The 19,483-nt window shown below is 66.8% G+C and carries 15 protein-coding genes; 8 read left to right on the forward strand and 7 right to left on the reverse strand.

From position 1 onward, the window contains the following. Window positions 1-54: 54 nt before the first annotated feature. From acs to LY44_RS00615, 5 genes are all read left to right on the forward strand, one after another. Window positions 55-2,025: an acetate--CoA ligase gene (gene acs, locus LY44_RS00595; RefSeq protein ID WP_211310139.1), complete on the forward strand. Its 1,971-nt coding sequence runs from the start codon at window positions 55-57 to the stop codon at window positions 2,023-2,025. Between the two features lie 201 nt (window positions 2,026-2,226). Further along, a complete protein-coding gene (locus LY44_RS00600; RefSeq protein WP_055212481.1) occupies window positions 2,227-2,535 on the forward strand; it encodes a DUF485 domain-containing protein in 309 nt (102 codons plus the stop codon). Next, window positions 2,532-4,268, forward strand: a complete 1,737-nt coding sequence (locus LY44_RS00605) for a cation acetate symporter (RefSeq protein ID WP_055212479.1) — start codon at window positions 2,532-2,534, stop codon at window positions 4,266-4,268. The genes LY44_RS00600 and LY44_RS00605 overlap by 4 nt, the downstream gene beginning before the upstream one ends. A 56-nt stretch (window positions 4,269-4,324) precedes the next feature. Next, entirely contained in the window at window positions 4,325-6,151 is a 1,827-nt protein-coding gene (locus tag LY44_RS00610) for a DUF294 nucleotidyltransferase-like domain-containing protein (protein ID WP_055212477.1), read from the forward strand. Window positions 6,152-6,181: 30 nt separating this feature from the next. Further along, window positions 6,182-6,577: a response regulator transcription factor gene (locus tag LY44_RS00615; RefSeq protein ID WP_055212475.1), complete on the forward strand. Its 396-nt coding sequence runs from the start codon at window positions 6,182-6,184 to the stop codon at window positions 6,575-6,577. A gap of 88 nt (window positions 6,578-6,665) precedes the next feature. Here the strand turns inward: LY44_RS00615 and pflA are convergent, their stop codons facing one another. From pflA to LY44_RS00650, 7 genes are all read right to left on the reverse strand, one after another. Beyond that, window positions 6,666-7,454, reverse strand: coding sequence for a pyruvate formate-lyase-activating protein (gene pflA, locus LY44_RS00620; protein WP_055212473.1), 789 nt, complete (start codon window positions 7,452-7,454; stop codon window positions 6,666-6,668). Between the two features lie 6 nt (window positions 7,455-7,460). Further along, on the reverse strand, window positions 7,461-9,728 hold the full coding sequence (gene pflB, locus LY44_RS00625) for a formate C-acetyltransferase (protein WP_055212471.1): 2,268 nt from the start codon (window positions 9,726-9,728) through the stop codon (window positions 7,461-7,463). Window positions 9,729-10,102: 374 nt separating this feature from the next. Beyond that, window positions 10,103-10,882, reverse strand: coding sequence for a trypsin-like serine peptidase (locus LY44_RS00630; RefSeq protein ID WP_055212470.1), 780 nt, complete (start codon window positions 10,880-10,882; stop codon window positions 10,103-10,105). Window positions 10,883-10,930: 48 nt separating this feature from the next. Then, window positions 10,931-12,214 carry a glycolate oxidase subunit GlcF gene (glcF, locus tag LY44_RS00635; RefSeq protein ID WP_055212469.1) on the reverse strand — a complete coding sequence of 428 codons (1,284 nt, stop codon included), beginning with the start codon at window positions 12,212-12,214 and terminating at the stop codon, window positions 10,931-10,933. Then, window positions 12,214-13,287 (reverse strand): FAD-binding protein, encoded by a 1,074-nt coding sequence (locus tag LY44_RS00640; RefSeq protein ID WP_055212468.1) that lies wholly within the window; start codon window positions 13,285-13,287, stop codon window positions 12,214-12,216. Before LY44_RS00640 ends, glcF begins: the two co-directional genes overlap by 1 nt. A gap of 57 nt (window positions 13,288-13,344) precedes the next feature. Beyond that, window positions 13,345-14,775, reverse strand: coding sequence for an FAD-linked oxidase C-terminal domain-containing protein (locus LY44_RS00645; RefSeq protein ID WP_055212467.1), 1,431 nt, complete (start codon window positions 14,773-14,775; stop codon window positions 13,345-13,347). Between the two features lie 283 nt (window positions 14,776-15,058). Beyond that, a complete protein-coding gene (locus tag LY44_RS00650) occupies window positions 15,059-15,871 on the reverse strand; it encodes an SseB family protein (RefSeq protein ID WP_055212511.1) in 813 nt (270 codons plus the stop codon). Between the two features lie 252 nt (window positions 15,872-16,123). Between LY44_RS00650 and LY44_RS00655 the strand changes: the two genes are divergently transcribed. Genes LY44_RS00655 through kdsA form a run of 3 tightly spaced genes read left to right on the forward strand, consistent with a single transcriptional unit; the run spans window position 16,124 to window position 19,462 of the window. Beyond that, complete coding sequence (locus tag LY44_RS00655; protein ID WP_055212465.1) at window positions 16,124-16,777, forward strand: ABC transporter ATP-binding protein; 654 nt, start codon at window positions 16,124-16,126, stop codon at window positions 16,775-16,777. Then, window positions 16,761-18,614: a hypothetical protein gene (locus LY44_RS00660; protein WP_055212463.1), complete on the forward strand. Its 1,854-nt coding sequence runs from the start codon at window positions 16,761-16,763 to the stop codon at window positions 18,612-18,614. The genes LY44_RS00655 and LY44_RS00660 overlap by 17 nt, the downstream gene beginning before the upstream one ends. 14 nt (window positions 18,615-18,628) lie before the next feature. Then, on the forward strand, window positions 18,629-19,462 hold the full coding sequence (gene kdsA / locus LY44_RS00665; protein ID WP_055212461.1) for a 3-deoxy-8-phosphooctulonate synthase: 834 nt from the start codon (window positions 18,629-18,631) through the stop codon (window positions 19,460-19,462). The last annotated feature ends 21 nt before the right edge of the window (window positions 19,463-19,483 follow it).

Genomic DNA, 19,483 nt, shown 5'->3' on the forward strand with positions numbered 1-19,483 from the left:
TGCGCCCCGGCGGCGCAAGCCGCGTCACCGCGAGGATGGAATGGGGAGGATGGAATGGCACTGCAAGATCAGGTGATCGCCGCACCGGCGCTTCGGGAGGTTCCGGCGGGGTTTGAGGGGGCGCATGCGGATGGCGCGAAATACCTCGAGATGTATCGGGAATCGCTCGAGAACCCGGATGCGTTCTGGGGCCGCGAGGGCAAGCGGCTCGACTGGATCACCCCCTATACCAAGGTCAAGAACACCGATTTCACCTTCGGCAAGGTCTCGATCAAATGGTTCGAGGACGGGGTTCTGAACGCCTCCGTCAACTGCATCGACCGCCATCTGCGCGACCGCGCGCTGCAGACCGCGATCATCTTCGAGCCCGATGATCCGACCGAACCGGCCCGCCACATCACCTACAAGGAGCTGTCCGAAAAGGTGAACCGGATGGCGAACGTGCTGCTGTCGCAGGGCATCATGCGCGGCGATCGCGTCGTGATCTATCTGCCGATGATCCCGGAAGCCGCCTATGCGATGCTCGCCTGCGCCCGGATCGGCGCCATCCATTCCATTGTTTTCGCGGGATTTTCGCCCGACGCGCTGGCGAACCGGATCAATGATTGCGGCGCCAAGCTGGTGATCACCGCCGACACCGCGCCGCGTGGCGGGCGGCGCACGCCGCTGAAAGCCAACACCGATGCCGCGCTGCTGCACTGCTCCGACAAGGTGCGCTGCCTCGTGGTGAAACACACCGGCGATCAGATCAGCTGGGTGCATGGCCGCGATGTCGACCTTTTGTACCTGATGGAACACGTCAGCCCGGAATGCCCGCCGCGGCCGATGAATGCGGAAGACCCGCTCTTCATCCTCTACACCTCGGGCTCGACCGGCAAGCCGAAGGGCGTGGTGCATACGACCGGCGGCTACCTCGTCTATGCCGCGATGACGCATCAATACACCTTCGACTACAAGGACGGCGATGTCTTCTGGTGCACCGCCGATGTGGGCTGGGTGACCGGGCACAGCTACATCATCTATGGGCCCTTGGCGAATGGCGCGACGACCCTGATGTTCGAGGGCGTGCCGACCTGGCCCGATGCGGGCCGGTTCTGGGCGGTGTGCGAAAAGCACAAGGTCAATCAGTTCTACACCGCGCCGACGGCGATCCGCGCGCTGATGGGGCAGGGCCCGGAATGGGTTGAGAAATATGACCTTTCCACCCTGCGCGTCCTGGGCTCGGTGGGCGAGCCGATCAACCCCGAGGCCTGGGTCTGGTACGACCGATATGTTGGAAAAGGGAAATGTCCGATCGTCGACACCTTCTGGCAGACCGAGACCGGCGGGCACATGATCACGCCCCTGCCGGGGGCGACACCGACGAAACCCGGCTCGGCGACGAACCCGTTCTTTGGCGTCAAGCCGGTGGTGCTCGACCCGCAAACCGCAGTGCGGATCGGCGAGGTCGAATGCGAAGGCGTGCTCTGCATTTCCGACAGCTGGCCCGGTCAGATGCGCACGGTCTGGGGCGATCACGACCGCTTCCAGGAGACCTATTTCGGCCAGTACCGCGGGTACTATTTCACCGGCGACGGCTGCCGGCGCGACAAGGACGGCTATTACTGGATCACCGGGCGGGTCGATGACGTGATCAACGTCTCGGGCCACCGGATGGGCACGGCCGAGGTCGAAACCGCGCTGGTGGCACATCCGCAGGTGGCCGAGGCCGCGGTGGTGGGCTATCCGCATGACATCAAGGGCCAGGGGATCTACGCCTATGTGACCTTGATGAACGGCATCGAACCGTCCGAGGATCTGCGCAAGGATCTGGTGAAATGGGTCCGGACCGAGATCGGCCCGATCGCGTCCCCCGATCTGATCCAATGGGCGCCGGGCCTGCCGAAGACGCGCTCTGGCAAGATCATGCGCCGCATCCTGCGCAAGATCGCCGAGAATGATTACGGCGCCTTGGGCGACATCTCGACGCTCGCCGATCCCGCCGTCGTGCAGGACCTCATCGACAACCGGATGAACAGGGCGTGACCGGAAGCGGGGGGCGCCGCCCCCCGGGATCTTTGCCCAAAGCAAAACGCCGCCCTTTCACCTTGGCGCAAATATCCCACGGGGGTGCGGGGGTGTGAAACCCCCGCCGCGCCGGCCGGATCAAGGCCGACGGCCGCGGCAACACGGCCAAACCGCTCCGCGCAAGCCGGAGCGGGACGACTTCAACGAGGAGGAAAACACATGCAAGACACGATTCTGGAACGCATCGCCAGAAGCCCGGCCTACAACACGCTGAAAAGAAAGCGGTTGCGGTTCGGCTGGTTGCTCACCATCGCGATGCTGCTGGTCTATTACGGCTTCATCACCGTCATCGCCTTTCGCAAGGACCTGCTGGCCGTGCCGATCGGCGAGGGCGTGATGACCTGGGGGATTCCGATCGGCTTCGGGGTGATCCTGTTCACCGTCGTGGTGACGGCGATCTACGTCTTGCGCGCCAACAGCGACTATGACGAGCTGACCGCCCAGGTGAAGCGCGAGGTGCTGAAATGAGCCCGATCACCTTCTTCCCCCGCCTTGCGGCGGTCCTTGCGCTGAGCCTGACGCCCGGCCTTGCCCTTGCGGCGGGCGCGATCGAGGGCGCGGTGGAAAAGCAGCCGACGAACTGGACCGCGATCGCGATGTTCGGCTTTTTCGTGGTGGCGACGCTCTTCATCACGAAATGGGCGGCCGGGCGAACGAAATCGGCGGCCGATTTCTACACCGCGGGCGGCGGCATCACCGGCTTTCAGAACGGTCTGGCGATTGCGGGCGACTACATGTCGGCGGCCTCGTTCCTCGGGATTTCGGCGGCGGTGATGCTGCAGGGCTATGACGGGCTGATCTATTCGATCGGCTTTCTGGTCGGCTGGCCGATCCTGACCTTCCTGATGGCCGAGCGGCTGCGCAACCTTGGCAAGTTCACCTTTGCCGATGTGGCGGCCTTCCGCTTCGCGCAGACGCCGGTGCGGGTCTTTGCCGCGATCTCGACGCTGGTCGTCGTGGCCTTTTACCTGATCGCCCAGATGGTGGGCGCAGGCCAGCTGATCAAGCTGCTGTTCGGGCTGGAATATCTTTACGCCGTGATCGTCGTCGGCATCCTGATGATGGTCTATGTGCTGTTTGGCGGCATGACCGCGACGACCTGGGTTCAGATCATCAAGGCCTGTCTGCTGCTGGGCGGGGCCAGCTTCATGGCGCTGATGGTGATGATGCAATACGGCTTCAGCCTGGAAAGCCTGTTTGCGGACTCGGTCAAGGTGAAGACCGATCTGGCGCTGGCTTCGGGCAAGACCCCCGAGGAGGCGGCGGCGACGGGCATCGCGATCATGGGGCCGGGCACTTTCGTCAAGGACCCGATCTCGGCGATTTCCTTCGGCATGGCGCTGATGTTCGGCACCGCCGGTCTGCCGCATATCCTGATGCGCTTCTTCACCGTGCCTTCGGCCAAGGAAGCGCGCAAGTCGGTGATGTGGGCGACGGTCTGGATCGGCTATTTCTACATGCTGACCTTCATCATCGGCTTTGGCGCCATCGTCTATGTCCTGACCAACCCGGGTCTGGTCAGCTATGATGCCAAGGGCGTGCTGACGCTGGTGGGCGGCAACAACATGGCGGCGATCCATCTGGCGCAGGCGGTGGGCGGCAACATCTTCCTCGGCTTCATCTCGGCGGTGGCCTTTGCCACGATCCTGGCCGTGGTCGCCGGTCTGACGCTCTCGGGCGCCTCGGCGGTGTCGCACGACCTTTATTCGACCGTGTTCAAGAACGGCAAGGCCGACAGCGCCTCCGAGCTGCGGGTCTCGCGCATCACCACGATCTGCCTTGGCATCGTCGCGGTGGTTCTGGGTCTGGCGTTTGAAAAGCAGAACATCGCCTTCATGGTGTCGCTGGCCTTCGCCATCGCGGCTTCGGCGAACTTCCCGGTGCTCTTCATGTCGCTGCTGTGGAAGGGCATGACGACGCGCGGCGCGGTGGTCGGCGGCGCTTTGGGGCTGATCAGCTCGGTGGCGCTGACGATCATCTCGCCCTCGGTCTGGGAGGCCACGCTCGGCTTCGAGAAGGGCTCGGCGCCCTTCCCCTATACCTCGCCCGCGCTCTTCTCGATGGTTCTGGGCTTTGCGGGGATCTGGCTCTTCTCGATCACCGACAAGAGCCGCCGCGGCGATCAGGACCGCGCGGGCTATCTGGCGCAGGAGATCCGCTCGGAAACCGGCATCGGCGCCGCCGAAGCCTCGGCGCATTGATCTGGCGGCGGGCGGGGCTTCGGCCGCGCCCGCCACCCCCGACCGCAGGAGAGATCATGGAACCCGATTGTCAGGCCATCCTTGCCTTTCTGGAAACTGTCCATCCCTATGATACCCTGCCGCGTGACGAGCTGGCCGCGGTGGCCCGTTCCTTTCGCCGCATGGAATTTCGCGCCCAGGCGCTGATCTACGTGCATCAGACGCCTTTGGGCGGGCTTTACCTGATCAAGCAGGGCGCGGTGGAAATCACCGACGGCAATGGCGGGCTGGTCTCGCTGCTCGGCCCGCGCAATTCCTTTGGCGAGCGCGGCCTTCTGCGCGACGGTCTGGCCGCGACGCAGGCGCGGGCGACGGCGCAGACGGTCTGTCTTGTCCTGCCCACGCCCAGCTTCAAGCGGCTGATCGAGACCTATCCGGCCTTTGAACGCTTTTTCAACCGCAAGCGCGGCGAGAAGGTCTCGACCGAGATCGCGACGCAAAAGGTCGCCGATCTGATCGCGCGAAAGCCGCTTGCCTGCGCGCCCGAGACGACGGTTCTTGCCGCCGCGCGGCGGATGCGCGACGCGCATGTCTCCTCGCTCGGCGTCGTCGATCCGGGCGAGCGGCTTCTGGGCATCGTCACCCAGCGCGATCTGTCGAACAAGGTGCTGGCGGATGGTCTGCCGCCTGATACGGCGGTGGCGGCGGTGATGACGCCCGATCCGATCAGCCTGCCGCCCACCGCGCTGGGGTCCGACATCCTGCATATCATGCTGGAAAAGCGCATCGGCCATCTGCCGATCACCGAACAGGGCCGCTTCGTCGGCATGATCACCCAGACCGATCTGACGCGGTTTCAGGCGGTCTCGGCGGCGGTGCTCATTCGCGATGTCGTGTCAGCCGAGACGCTGGCCGAAATGGCCGCCGTCACCGCGCGGATCCCGCAGCTTCTGGTGCAGCTGGTGGGCGCGCATCACGCCCATGACGTGGTGACGCGGCTGATCACCGACATTGCCGATGCGGTGACGCGGCGTCTGCTGGTGATGGCCGAACGCGCGCTTGGCCCGCCGCCGGTGCCCTATCTGTGGCTGGCCTGCGGCTCGCAGGGGCGGCAGGAACAGACCGGGGTCTCGGATCAGGACAATTGCCTGATCCTCGATGACCTCGCGACGGCCGAGGACATGGAGTATTTCCGCGCCCTGGCAAAGATCGTCTGCGACGGGCTCGATGCCTGCGGCTATGTCCATTGCCCGGGCGAGATGATGGCGACGGCCGAGCGCTGGTGCCAGCCCTTGCAGGTCTGGCGGCGCTATTTCCACGGCTGGATCGACGTGCCGAACCCCGAGGCGCAGATGCTCGCCTCGGTGATGTTCGATCTGCGCCCGATCGGCGGCAATGGCGCGGATCTTTTCACCGCGCTGCAGGAGGAAACCCTGCGGCTGGCGTCGCAAAGCCCGATCTTCATCGCGCATCTGCTCTCGAACGCGCTCAAGCACACGCCGCCCTTGGGCCTGTTGCGCGGCTTTGCCACGATCCGCTCGGGCGAGCATCGCAACCACATCGATCTGAAGATGAACGGGGTGGTGCCGGTGATCGATCTGGCGCGGGTGCAGGCGCTGCGCGGGCGGCTGGGTCTTGCCAATACCCGCGCCCGGCTGAAAGCGGCCGAGGAGGCCGGGATGATCGCCCCCGGCGAGGCGCGCGACCTGATCGAGGCCTATGACCTGATCGCGATGACGCGGCTCGAAAATCAGGCGCGGCTGATCAAATCCGGGCGCGCGGCGGAGAATTTCCTCGCGCCCTCGGACCTGAGCGATTTTGAACGCGCGCATCTGCGTGACGCTTTCGTGGTGGTGCGCACGATGCAATCGGCGATCGGTCACGGCAGGGCCGTGCCCGGCTGAGGGGATGTTGGCTGAGAGGGGGGCGCCGGGATGACCGGGGAAAGCGGTGGCAAGCGCCGCGTGCTGATCGTCGAGGACGAGGACAACATCGCCATCGCGCTCGATTATCTTCTGGGCCGCGCGGGGCTGGATCATGCGCGGCAGGCCACGGGTCTGGGCGCGGTCGCGCGCATCCGCGCCGAGCGCCCCGATCTGGTGCTCCTTGACGTGATGCTGCCCGAGGTCTCGGGCTACGAGATCTGCCAGCAGGTCCGGGCCGACGGCGCGCTCGCCGCGGTGCGGATCGTGATGATGACAGCGCGCGGCTCGGCGCTGGAACGGCGCAAGGCGCTGGCGCTCGGCGCCGACGGCTTCATCGCGAAACCCTTCGAGCTGAAGGAATTGCGCGACGAGCTGCACCGGCTTCTGGATCCGGAGCGGGCGTGATGCGGCGCGCGGCCTGACCACCTTTGGCGCCGTCCTGACCGGGATCCGCAGGCGCGGCCGCCTGATGCGCGAGAGGAACGCCTGACAATCAGCGCGCCACAAGACCCCGGGCACGAAACACCGCCCGCGCCGCCTCGGTGGCTTCGGGCGTTGGCGGGAGCGTTTCGGCCAGGGCATAGGGGTGGTCAAGCTGCGCCCATTTCGAGGCGCCAAGCTGATGAAAGGGCAGCACCTCGACCAGCTCGACCGAGGGACCAAGCCCCGCGACGTGATCGGCCATCCGGGCGATGTCCTCGGGCGCGTCGGTCCAGCCGGGCACCAGAACGTAGCGGATCCGCAGCGTCTTGCCCAGCCGCACCAGCCGCGCGGCGCAGTCCAGCGTCGGTTGCAGCGGCTGCGCCGTCAGCGCCAGATGCCGCGCCGGGTCGATATGCTTGATGTCGAGCATCACGAGGTCAATCGGCTCGAACCAGTCATCATCGACGCGGTCGTGCAGATGGCCCTGCGTATCAAGCGCGATGTGCAGCCCGAAGCGGTCCTTCAGCGCCCGCGCCGTGGCGTTGACAAAGGCCGCCTGCATCATCGGCTCGCCGCCCGAAAAGGTCACCCCACCCGCGAATTTGAGGAAGCTGGCGAGCGGCGCGACCTCGGCCAGCAGATCCTCGACCACGACCGGGCGGCCCGCGTGCAGCTTCCAGGTGTCGGGGTTGTGGCAATAAAGGCAGCGGAACTGGCAGCCCGAGAGGAAGAACACCACGCGCATTCCCGGCCCGTCGACCGCCGCCCCGGTGTCGAGCGAATGCAGGAAGCCGTGACAGGCGGCCTCGTGCGGATCGCAGAGAGCGTCAAACCCGGGATGCGGCGTCAGGAGCGTCATCGCGGATCACAGGCTGGCGTGAAAGGTGCGGCTGATCACGTCAAGCTGCTGCGCCCGCGTCAGCTTGACGAAATTCACCGCATAGCCCGAGACGCGCACGGTCAGCTGCGGATAGGCCTCGGGGTGGTGCATCGCGTCTTCCAGCATCTCGCGCGTCAGCATGTTGACGTTGACGTGAAAGCCCCCTGCCCCGCAGAACCCGTCCAGACAATTGGCCAGGTTCGTCACCTGCTCGGCCTCCGTGTGCCCCATCGAGCCGGGGGTGGCCGAGGCGGTCCAGGACACGCCATCGAGCGCGGCATCATAGGGCAGTTTCGCGACCGAGGCGCCCGCCGCCACGAAGCCCTTCTTGTCGCGCCCGTTCATCGGGTTGGCGCCGGGCGCAAAGGGTTCGCCCGCGCGGCGGCCATCGGGGGTGTTGCCGGTCTTCTTGCCGTAAACGACATTCGAGGTGATCGTCAGGATCGACTGCGTCGGCATGGCGTTGCGATAGAAATGCGGCTGTGCGGCGATCTTGGCCATGAAGGCCTCGGTCACGGCGACGGCGATTTCGTCCACCCGGTCATCGTTGTTGCCGAAGGCCGGATACTCGCCCTCGATCGCGTAATCGACGGCAAGGCCCGCCTCGTTGCGAATGACCCGCACCTTGGCATGCTTGATCGCCGACAGGCTGTCGGCGACGATCGAGAGCCCCGCAATCCCCGTCGCCATCGTGCGCAGGATGTCGCGGTCATGCAGCGCCATCTCGATCCGCTCATAGGCGTATTTGTCATGCATGTAGTGGATCGCGTTCAGCGCCTTGACATAGGTCCGCGCCAGCCAGTCCATCGCCAGATCGAATTTCGCCGCGACCTCGGCATAGTCGAGCACATCGGCGGTGATCGGCGTCAGCCCCCTGGCCACCAGCGCCCCCGACTTTTCATCGACGCCGCCGTTGATCGCATAAAGCAGCGCCTTGGCCAGATTGGCGCGGGCGCCAAAGAACTGCATCTGCTTGCCGATCCGCATCGCCGACACACAGCAGGCGATGCCGTAATCGTCGCCCCATTTCGGCCGCATCAGATCGTCGTTCTCGTATTGGATCGCCGAGGTATCCTTGGACACCTTGGCGCAGAAGGTCTTGAAGCCGCGCGGCAGGCTGACCGACCAGAGCACGGTCAGGTTCGGCTCGGGCGCGGGGCCAAGGTTGTAAAGCGTCTGCAGCACCCGGAACGAGGTCTTCGTGACCAGCGTCCGGCCGTCTTCGCCCATGCCGCCGATGGCCTCGGTGACCCAGGTCGGATCGCCCGAGAAGAGCTCGTCATAGTCGGGGGTGCGCAGGAAGCGGATGATCCGCAGCTTGATCACCAAATCGTCGATCAGCTCCTGCGCCGTTTCCTCGGTCAGACGGCCCGCCGCCAGATCGCGTTCGAAATAGACGTCAAGGAAGGACGACACCCGGCCCAGCGACATCGCCGCGCCGTTTTGTTCCTTCACCGCCGCCAGATAGCCAAGATAGGTCGCCTGCACCGCCTCGCGCGCGGTGAAGGCCGGGGCGGACAGGTCGATGCCGTATTTGCCCGCCATCTCGCGCAGCTCTTCCAGCGCGCGGAACTGTTCGGAAAGCTCCTCGCGCAGGCGCAGGGTGTCTTCGTCAAAAATCGCGTCATCCAGCGCCTGGAATTCGGTCCGTTTCGCCGCCTTCAACCGGTCGATGCCATAAAGCGCCACGCGCCGGTAATCGCCGATGATCCGGCCGCGGCCATAGGCATCGGGCAGGCCGGTGATCACGCCCGATTTCCGCGCCGCCAGAATGTCGGGGGAATAGGTGTCGAAAATGCCCTGATTGTGGCTTTTGCGGTATTTCGTCCAGATCTCGGCCACGGTCGCATCGGGGGTGAAGCCGTAAGCCTTCAGCCCGGCCTCGACCATGCGCAGCCCGCCGTTCGGCATGATCGCGCGCTTGAGCGGCGCATCGGTCTGCAGCCCGACGATCAGTTCGCTGTCGCGGTCGATATAGCCCGCCGCATGCGCGGTGATCGTCGAGGGGCGGTCGGCCGAGACATCGAGCACCCCCCTTTCGCGTTCCAGTTTCAGCAGCGTCGCGACATCGGCCCAAAGCTTGCGCGTCCGCGCCGTCGGGCCGGTCAGAAAGCCCGCATCGCCGGTGAAGGGGGTGTAGTTTTCCTGAATGAAGCCGCGCAGGTCGATCGTCTCGCGCCAGCCCCCGGCCGAGAACCCATGCCACGGATCGACGGCGGCAGCAGACAGCGGGGTTTCGGTGAAGGCATTCATCGGCGGTCCTTTCCCGCGGGGCGCGCGCGTATGGCGCGATTGGCGGCCTGATCGGTCGGAGAGCGGAGGATCGACCCGGATCGGCACAAGCGGCACCGGGAGGGGAGAGGCCGATCCTCCGGTAAGAAGAATTGACCGGATTCCGCCGTCCAAAGCAACCGGGATGACCTTGGGTCAATTCAAATTATGCATGCAATTTCAAAAGCTTGCCGCTCATGCTGGGGCGGGTTTGCAAATTCGGCATGACAAGAATGTTATCCGGAACCACCCGCGCCCGAAAGAAAACACCCGGTCGCAACAATGTTATGCGAAGCGGCGCCGAAACAACGGATCCTGTCGGGTCGAAGCGCTTTGAAGGCGGCGCGGGGAACCGCTCAGGGCCGGATGAATTTCGCCCCGCCGATGCGGCGCGTCTCGTTCACCGGGGCGGTGCTGTCGGGCAGCGCCAGTTCCGCCCGCACCGCCTCGACCCGCTCGACCAAAGTGCCCAGCGAAACCTTTTTGCCGCGCAGCTCCGCCTTGGCCGACACGACCGAGACGATCTTCGGCTCGAAGCTGCGCATGGCGAAGACCGGCGCGCCCGACGATCCGAAATCGGCGGCGCAATTCATCAACACCACGTCGCTGTCGCGGGTCAGCACGTTGCACATGCTTTGCAGCGCCGGCGCCTCGGCGCGGTCATGGGCATAGGAGACGACGCCGACGGTGTCCCCCTCGGCGGGCGAGGTGTCGAGCGCGAAGGGCTGCACCTGCGGCAGCCGGATCGGCTGATCGAGCTGCACCAGCGCCAGATCATAGCCCACAAGATCGAACTGCCGCGGCCCAAGATATTGATAAGACGGATGGGCGACGGCGCGCCGCGCGTTGCGATAGGCGACGGCGCGGCCATTGCGCAGCCCGGCCTGAAACTCGATCGCGCGGGCGTCGATCATCTTTTGCGTCTTCGGATCATAAAGACAATGCGCCGCCGTCAGCACCAGATCGGGGGCGATCAGCGTGCCGGTGCAGAAACTGCCATGGCCGAGATCGAGCCGCCCGACCGCCTCCCAGCCGCGGCTGTCATTGCCGGTCGCCAGCAGCTTCAGCCCGCTTTCGAACGCCGCGGCGGGGGCGGCGCAAAGCGCGATCAGGGCAAGGGCAAGGCGCAGGCGCATGGGTCACTCCGGTCCGGTCCCGCAGCCTAGCCCGCGCCTTGGGCAAGATTATGGCAAGGCCGCCAGCCGCGGCGGTTTCGGCCCGCCCGTGGCCCAGTCCAGCAGCTCGACCGTATGCACGACGGGAAGCCCGGTGCCCGAACCGATCTGCATCATGCAGCCGATATTACCGGTGGCGATCAGCTGCGGCGCGGTGGCCTCGAGCGTCGCGACCTTGCGGCGTTTCAGCTCGCCCGAAATCTCGGGTTGCAGCAGGTTGTAGGTGCCCGCCGAGCCGCAGCACAGATGGCTGTCGGCCGGTTCGACCACGGTGAAGCCTGCGGCTTTCAAAAGATCCTTGGGCGCGGTCCTGATCTGCTGGCCGTGCTGCAGCGAACAGGCGGCGTGATAGGCGACGCGCAGCGGTTTCGGCGCCGCCTCGGGCAGGCCGATGTCCGCCACAAACTCGGTGATGTCGCGGGCAAGGCCTGCGATCTGCGCGGCCTCCTCCTGCAAGGGTGTATCGGCGAAATAGCTGCCGTAATCCTTCACCGTCGTGCCGCAGCCCGAGGTGTTGATGATGATCGCATCCAGCCGCCCCGCCCCCAGATAGGCGCGGATATTGGCCGCGGCCTGGCCATGCGCCTCGGCCTCGCGGCCCATGTGATGCACAAGCGCGCCGCAACAGCCAAGCTTCTTCGGAATGACCACCTCGCAGCCCAGCCGCCGCAACAGCCGGATCGTCGCATCGTTGATGTCGGTATCGAGCGCCTTTTGCGCGCAGCCGGTCTGCAGGGCAACGCGGAAGCGCCGCGGCCCCAGCGCCGGAAAGACCTGCGGCTTCACATTCGGGCTGGGCTTGGGCAGGCTCTCGGGCGCCATCGCCAGCATCGCGCGCAGCCGCGCATCGGGGAAGGCCCGGGCGAAGGGCTTGGCCCACCGCGCCGCGGTCATCGCCAGCCGGAACCGGGTCGGATGCGGCACGGTCTTCGCCAGCAGGAAGCGCAGCGCCCGGTCCAGCAGCGGGCGTTTGTAGGTGCGGTCCACATGCGCCCGGGCCTGATCGATCAGATGCATGTAATCAACGCCCGAGGGGCAGGTGGTCATGCAGGCAAGGCACCCCAGACAGCGGTCGATGTGTTTCGCCGTGCGGGCATCGGCGGGGCGGCCGGTTTCCAGCATCTCCTTGATCAGATAGATGCGCCCGCGCGGGCTGTCGAGCTCGTCGCCCAGCACCTGATAGCTGGGGCAGGTGGCGGTGCAAAAGCCGCAATGGACGCAGCTGCGCAGGATCTGGTTGGCGCGGGCGATCGCCGGATCGGCCAGCTGCTCGGGCGTGAAATTCGTCTGCATCAGCCCATCTTTCCGGGGTTGAAAAGGCCCTTGGGATCAAAGCGTTCCCGCAAGCCGCGGCTCAGCGCGGCCACCGGGGCGGCTTCGGGTTCAAAGGCCGCACAGGCGCCGCGCAAGCAGGTGGCATGACCCGCATAGGGCGCCGCCAGCTTGCGCGCATCGGTGCCGGGCGCCACCCGCGCCCAGACCAGCCCGCCGCCCCAATCCAGCACCGCCCGCCCGCCCAGCCGCGCCGCCACCTGCGGCCCGTCGGAGGGCTTGACCGAGAACCGCCACAGATCGCCCGGCTGACCATGCAGCGGCGCCACCCCGGCCAGATCGCGCCAGAGCCCCGCGCCCTCTTCGCGCATCACCTTCGGCGCCCAGGCCGCGAGGACCTCGGCCAACCGCCCGGCGCGATAGGACACCGATTGCTCCAGCCCCTCGATGCGGACAATCGCCCCCACACCGGGCAACCAGCCCGCGCCGGAAACGTCAAATTGCGAGCCCAGCGCCGCCGCCAGAACCCTGGCCGCCTCGGACAGCGGCACCTCCATCACCAGGCTCGCCTGCGCGGGCGCGGCGGGCAGAAGCTTGAAGGCCACCTCGCTCAGCACGCCCAGAGTGCCCCAGGACCCGGCCATCAGCTTCACCAGATCATAGCCGGTGACATTCTTCATCACCCGCCCGCCGTTCTTCACCGCCGTGCCGGTGCCATCGACAAAACGCACGCCGATCAGACTGTCCCGGCAGGCCCCTGCCTGCACGCGCCGCGGCCCCGAGACATTGGCCGCCACCACCCCGCCGATCGTGCTTTCCCCGGCGGCCCCCAGCAGCGCCCCCCAGCGCGCGGGCTCGAAGGGCAGCCGCTGGCCTTCGGCCGCGACGGCCGCCTCGATTTCCGACAGCGGCGTGCCCGCCCCGGCAATCAGCGTCAGCGCCCCCGGCTCGTAAAGCGAAATCCCGGAAATCGCGACCTGCAGCGGGTCGCCGACCAAAGCCCCAACGGGCCGCGTGCCGCCGCCGACGATCCGCAGGGGCGCCCGCGCCCCGCGCACCGCCTCGACCAGCTGACTTTCGCTTTCAACCCTCATCGGCCCTGCTTTCATCTTGCCGTAAATACCTCGGGGTGCGGGGCAGAGCCCCGCGACTTACCCCCGCCGGGATGCACTCGCCTGCAGCGGAAACACCTTCGCGGCATTCAACAGCCACTTCGGATCGAAGACATCCTTCACCCGCATCTGCGCCTCCAGATCCTCGGGGGCGAATTGCACCGCCATCAGATCGCGTTTCTCGATCCCCACGCCATGCTCGCCGGTCAGACAGCCGCCCGCCTCGACACAGAGCTTCAGGATCTCCGCCCCCATCCGCTCGCACAGCTCCTGTTGCCCGGGCTGATTGGCGTTGTAGATGATCAAGGGATGCATGTTGCCATCGCCCGCGTGAAAGACATTGCCGACCTCCAGCCCGAAGTCGCGCGAAATCTCGCCGATCCGGCGCAGCACCATCGGCAGGGCGGAGACCGGAATCGTCCCGTCCAGACACATGTAATCGCCCTTCTGCCCCATCGCGCCAAAGGCCGATTTGCGGCCCAGCCAGATCCGCTTCGCCTCCTCGGGCGATTGCGCCTCGCGGAACTCGACCGGGTCATGGGCGGTGGCGATCCGCCGGATCAGGTCCAGCTGCTCGGCGATCTCGGCTTGCGACCCCTCGCATTCGACGATCAGAAGCGCCTCGCAATCGGGGTAGCCCGCGTGGCAAAAGGCCTCGGTCGCCTCGATGCAGGGGCGGTCCATGAATTCGATGGCGACGGGCAGGATGCCTGCGCGGATGATGTCGGCGACGCAGGCGCCCGCGACCTCGTTTGACGAAAACCCGATCAGCACCGGCCGCGCGCCCTCGGGCTGGCGCAGGATGCGCAAGCTCGCCTCGGTCACCACGCCCAACTGCCCCTCGGAGCCGCAGATGACGCCCAAAAGGTCCAGCCCGCCCGCGTCACAATAAGGCCCGCCGATCTCGACCACTTCGCCCTGCATCGTCACCAGCCTGACGCCCAGCAGGTTGTTGGTGGTGACGCCGTATTTGAGACAATGCGCGCCGCCCGAATTCATCCCGATATTGCCCGCGATGGCGCAGGCAAGCTGGCTCGACGGGTCGGGGGCGTAAAACCAGCCCTCCCCCTCGATCGCGCCGGTGACGGACAGGTTGGTGCGCCCGGCCTCGACCCGGATGAAGCGGTTCGCGTAATCGACCTCCAGCACCCGGTTCATCCGCGCCAGCCCCAGCACGACGGCATCGGCGGAGGGCATCGAGCCCCCGGCAAGCGAGGTCCCCGCGCCGCGCGGCACCACCGGCACACTCAGCTCGTGGCAAAGCTTCAGGCAGGCCGCGACTTCTTCGGTGGTGCGCGGCAGCACCACGGCCAAGGGCGCGCAGCGATAGGCCGAAAGCGCGTCGCATTCATAGGCCCGGGTTTCCGCCGGATCGTCGATCACCGAATCGCGCGGCAGGATCGCCCGCAAGCGCTTGACGATCAAAGCCTTTTCGGCCAGCACCCTGGCGCTGGGAAGGGGCATCTGCATGGCGTTCTCCTCCGCTCCGGTCAAAAGTTATGACCAATTTTGCGGATTCGCGCAACCCAAACGATGGTGCCCCGTTTCGGGCGGATCAGGAAAGGCACCGCCTTTCCCCGCCCGTCAGCGCCCCCGCGTCACGGGACCGGCTACCCCGGACACGACAGAGGCCGACGCCCGCCGGGGGCGGGGCGGCGCTGGCCGAGGGCCTTTGGGCCCTCGGCGTCACCAAGCCCCCCTGTCTTGCATGGCCGCGTCGAAGGCCGCGGCCAAAACCGCCCGAAATCCCGCCTCAGCGCAGGATCGGCGGCTTGTCCGGGTCCATGCCGGGGGCGGTCAGCTTCAGCTCCTGCACCTCTTCCACCACCCGCTCGGGCAGGGGCAGCACCAGCCCCCTGTCGAGCAGTTCCCGCGCCGCCGGGTCCTCGGCGTCGAGGAAGGTCACATCCAGTTCCCCGGCTTCAAGGCCCGAAAACAGCAGCGCCTCGCCCATCGCCTTGGCAATGCCCGCCCGCGCCGGGTCGGGGGCGCCCAGAAAGGCCAGCACATGACCGCGCCGCCCGTCGTCATAGCGGACGCCGCCCAGCACCGCCTCGGTCGCAAGCCCGGCAAGCTGCTCGAACTTCGCCTGAAAGGCCGGCAGCAGCAGCGCCAGCACGCCAGGCGAGAGCGACGGGGCAGAGAAATCCACCGGCCGCGCCGCCGTGGCCTCGGGCGCATGGGTCAGCGTGTGCGAGAGCCACTCGAGCGCCTCGGGCGGCAGCAGCATCGCGCTTTCGGCCACGCCAAGGTTCACCCCCAGACCGACCCCCTCGCCCGCCAGAACCTGCGCGATCACCCGGCCGGGCAGCGCCACATAGGGCAGGGGTTCGTCGGAAAAGGACGCCAGCCGCTCCTCGGTGTCGAAGGCCAGCACGAAATCGCCCTCCTCGGTCTCGAAGACCTGCGGGACGATGTCATCCTCGGCGTCGGGCTCGCGTTCGAGCAGCACGAACAGCTCGGCATCGGCCAGACGGTCATAGACGGCCAGCCGCAGCGCCTCGTTCTCGGGCGCGGCCTCCATCGCGGCATGGGCGCGGTCGTAGGCGGTCGGATCGGATGTCATCGCGGGCTCTCCTTCCCCCGGGCGCGGGGCGGGCGGCGCCGCCCCGGCCATCCCGGATTGCGTTTCAGCCCCCCCGTATTGCGCCAGACCGCAGGGAGCAAGGAAAAGACGCGCGGCGCGTGTGGACGCATGCGTCTTTCCGACATATTCTCGCCCCAATGCGTCTTTAGCAAAGGGGCCCGCGGCGATGTGCCCCCGATCGGGACGGATGCACCGACCGGGGCAAGAGGCGGCACGGCAGGCCGGGAAGCGATGCTCGAATTCGACAATGTCAGCAAGTCGTTCTGGACGGGCAAGCGGCGCAAGGTGATCCTTGACCGGGCCTCGTTCCGGGTCGAGCTGGGCAATTCGCTCGGCATCCTTGCCCCCAACGGCACCGGCAAGACGACGATCATCAACATGATGGCGGGGCTGGAAAAACCCGACGAGGGCGAGATCCGCAAAAACTGCCGGGTGTCGTTTCCGCTCGGCTTCATGGGCGGCGTCGTGCCGCGTCATTCCGGGCGCGAGAACACCCGCTTCATCGCCCGCCTTTACGGGCTCGACCCCGATTACGTCGAAGCCTTCTGCCGCTGGCTGTGCGGGCTCGAGGAATATTTCGACATGCCGGTGGGCACCTACAGCCAGGGCATGCGGGCGCGGCTGACCTTCGCGCTGCTGCTGGCGCTGGAATTTGACATCTATCTGATCGACGAGGGGATGCCCTCGACCACCGATGTCGAATTCAACCGCAAGGCCGGGGCGATCCTGCGCGACCGGCTGAAGGAGGCGACGGTGATCGTCGTCTCGCATCAGGCGAGCACCCTTGAAAAGTTCTGCCGCACCGCCGCCGTGCTGCGCGACGGGCAGCTTTACATGTTCGACACTCTGGAAGAAGCGAAACGGATGTATGACTACCATTCCTAAGGCGATCCGGTATCACATCCGCCCCGAAACGCCGGTCCCGGCGGGCAGGCCCGGCCTTTCGGCCGATCTGACCCCGGTCGAAGATCTGCTGCGCCGCCGGGCCGAACGGCTGGGCACCGAAACGGCCGCGCCCGCCGCCCCGCCCCCCCCCGTCCTGCCGCCCGCCGCGCAGCCCGAGACCCGGGCCGAACCGCTTTCGGGCGAGGGCAGCGATCTGTTCCAGCCGCAGGAAGACGGGTTCGGCGAGGTGCCCTATCCGACCGCCGCCCCCCGCAAGGCGGCACAGGGGGGGGCGCCCGCCGAGATCACCAGCGACGCCGACATCGCCAGCATCCGCGGCGAGGGGCTGACCGGGCGGCAGCTGCGGCTGGCACGGCGGACGGCGCAAAAGCACGGCATCGAGGCGAGTTCGGATTTCGAGGCGGTGCTGCTGTTGCGCCGCCGCGGCATCGACCCGTTCGACCGCAATGCGCTGATGGCGCTGGAACGCGCCGATGCCGAGACGGCGGCGCAGGCGGCCGCGATCCCGATGCCGGGCACCGCCCGGGGCGGCTCGGCCACCACCAAGGCGCTGGCGCGGATCGACGGCGCGGGCGCCGACACCCGGGTGCAGCTGCCGCAAACGATCACCCCCGCGCAGGTGCCCGCCCCGCCGCGCGGCGCCCCGGCGCTGGACGAAGGCACCCGCGCGCGCGAAATCATCAAGATCCAGCGCGACATCGCCCGGCGCAGGCGGCGGCGCATCGGGCTTTTGCTGGCGCGGCTGAGCTTTTTCGTCTTCCTGCCGACGCTGCTTGCGGGCTGGTATTTTTTCGTCGTCGCCACGCCGATGTATGCGACAAAGACCGAATTCGTGATCCAGAAGGCCGACAGCATGGGCGGCGGCGGCTCCGGTCTGGGCAGCCTGTTCTCGGGCACGCAGCTGGCGACGAACCAGGATTCGGTGACGGTGCAAAGCTTCCTGCAGTCGCGCGATGCGATGCTGCGGCTCGAGGCGGACAAGGGCTTCAAGGCGCATTTCTCGCAGCCCGGGATCGACCCGATCCAGCGGCTCGAACCCGGCGCGACGAACGAGGCCGCCTACAAGCTTTACAAGCGCAACGTGAAGATCGGCTACGACCCCTCCGAGGGGCTGATCCGCATGGAGGTGATCGCCGCAGATCCGCTGGTCTCGAAGGCGTTTTCCGAGGCGCTGATCTCCTATGCCGAGGGACAGGTGGACAGGCTGACCGGGCGGCTGCGCGAAGACCAGATGCGCGGCGCCCGCGAAAGCTATGAGGACGCCGAGCGCAAGGTCTTTGCCGCCCAGGCCAAGGTTCTGGAATTGCAGGAAAAGGTGGGCATTCTGGACCCGGCGGCAGAGGGCGCGGGCAAGATGAGCCAGGTCACCGGCTTCGAGACCGAGCTGCAGAAGAAACGTCTGGAGCTGGGGCAGCTGCTCGACAACCCGAGCCCGTCGCCCGCGCGGGTGGCGGGGGTGCGCGGCGACATCTCGCGGCTTGAGACGATGATCGCGGAATTGCGGCGGCAGCTGACCGAAAAGACCGGCAGCACCGAATCGCTGGCCTCGGTCACCGGCCAGCTGCGTATCGCCGAGGCGGAACTGGAAACCCGGCAGGGGCTTCTGGCGGCGGCGGCGCAGCAGATGGAAGTGGCGCGGATCGAGGCGAACAAGCAGGTGCGCTATCTGGAAATGGGGGTGCGGCCGGTGGCGCCGGACGAGCCCACCTATCCGCGCGCCTTCGAAGACACGCTGCTGGCCTTCCTCGTGTTTTCGGGTATCTACCTGATGCTGTCGCTGACGGCCTCGATCCTGCGCGAACAGGTCTCGAGCTGATCCCGGAGGAAAGCATGAAGACTGTCACCATCGGCCGCCTGACGGTGGCCAACGACCTGCCGCTGACGGTGATCGCGGGGCCCTGCCAGCTGGAAAGCCTGCCACATGCGCTGATGATCGCCGAGGTGATGGCCGAGGCCTGCGCCGCCGCGGGGGCGCAATTCGTCTTCAAGGGCAGTTTCGACAAGGCGAACCGCACCAGTCTGAAGGGCAAGCGCGGGGTGGGCCTTGATGCCGGTCTGGCGATCCTCGACACGGTGCGCGCGAAGCTCGGCTGCCCGGTCTTGACCGACATCCACGACGCCGAGCAGGCGCGGATCGCGGCGCAGGTGGTGGATGTGATCCAGATCCCGGCATTTCTGTGCCGCCAGACAGATCTTTTGATCGCGGCGGGGGAAACCGGGCGCGTGGTGAACATCAAGAAGGGGCAATTCCTGGCGCCCTGGGACATGCCGAATGTCGCCGAAAAGGTCGCCTCGACCGGCAACGAGAAAATCCTGCTGACCGAGCGCGGCACGTCGTTCGGCTACAACACGCTCGTGGCCGACATGCGCGGCCTGCCGGTGATGGCGAAGACCGGCTATCCGGTGATCATGGATGCGACGCATTCGGTGCAGCAGCCGGGCGGGCTTGGCGGCGCCTCGGGCGGGCAGCGCGAGATGGCGCCGGTGATGGCGCGCGCGGCGGTCAGCCTCGGCATCGCCGGGGTCTTCATCGAGACGCACGAAGCGCCCGACACCGCGCCCTCGGACGGGCCGAACATGATCCCGCTTGACCAGATGCCGAAGCTGATCGCGACGCTGATGGCCTTTGACCGGCTGGCCAAGGCCGATCCGATCCGGCTGTAAGAAAGGGGGCGCTGCCCCCCG

This window comes from Rhodobacter capsulatus (assembly GCF_003254295.1).
In the GTDB taxonomy this organism is placed as follows: Bacteria; Pseudomonadota; Alphaproteobacteria; order Rhodobacterales; family Rhodobacteraceae; genus Rhodobacter; species Rhodobacter capsulatus.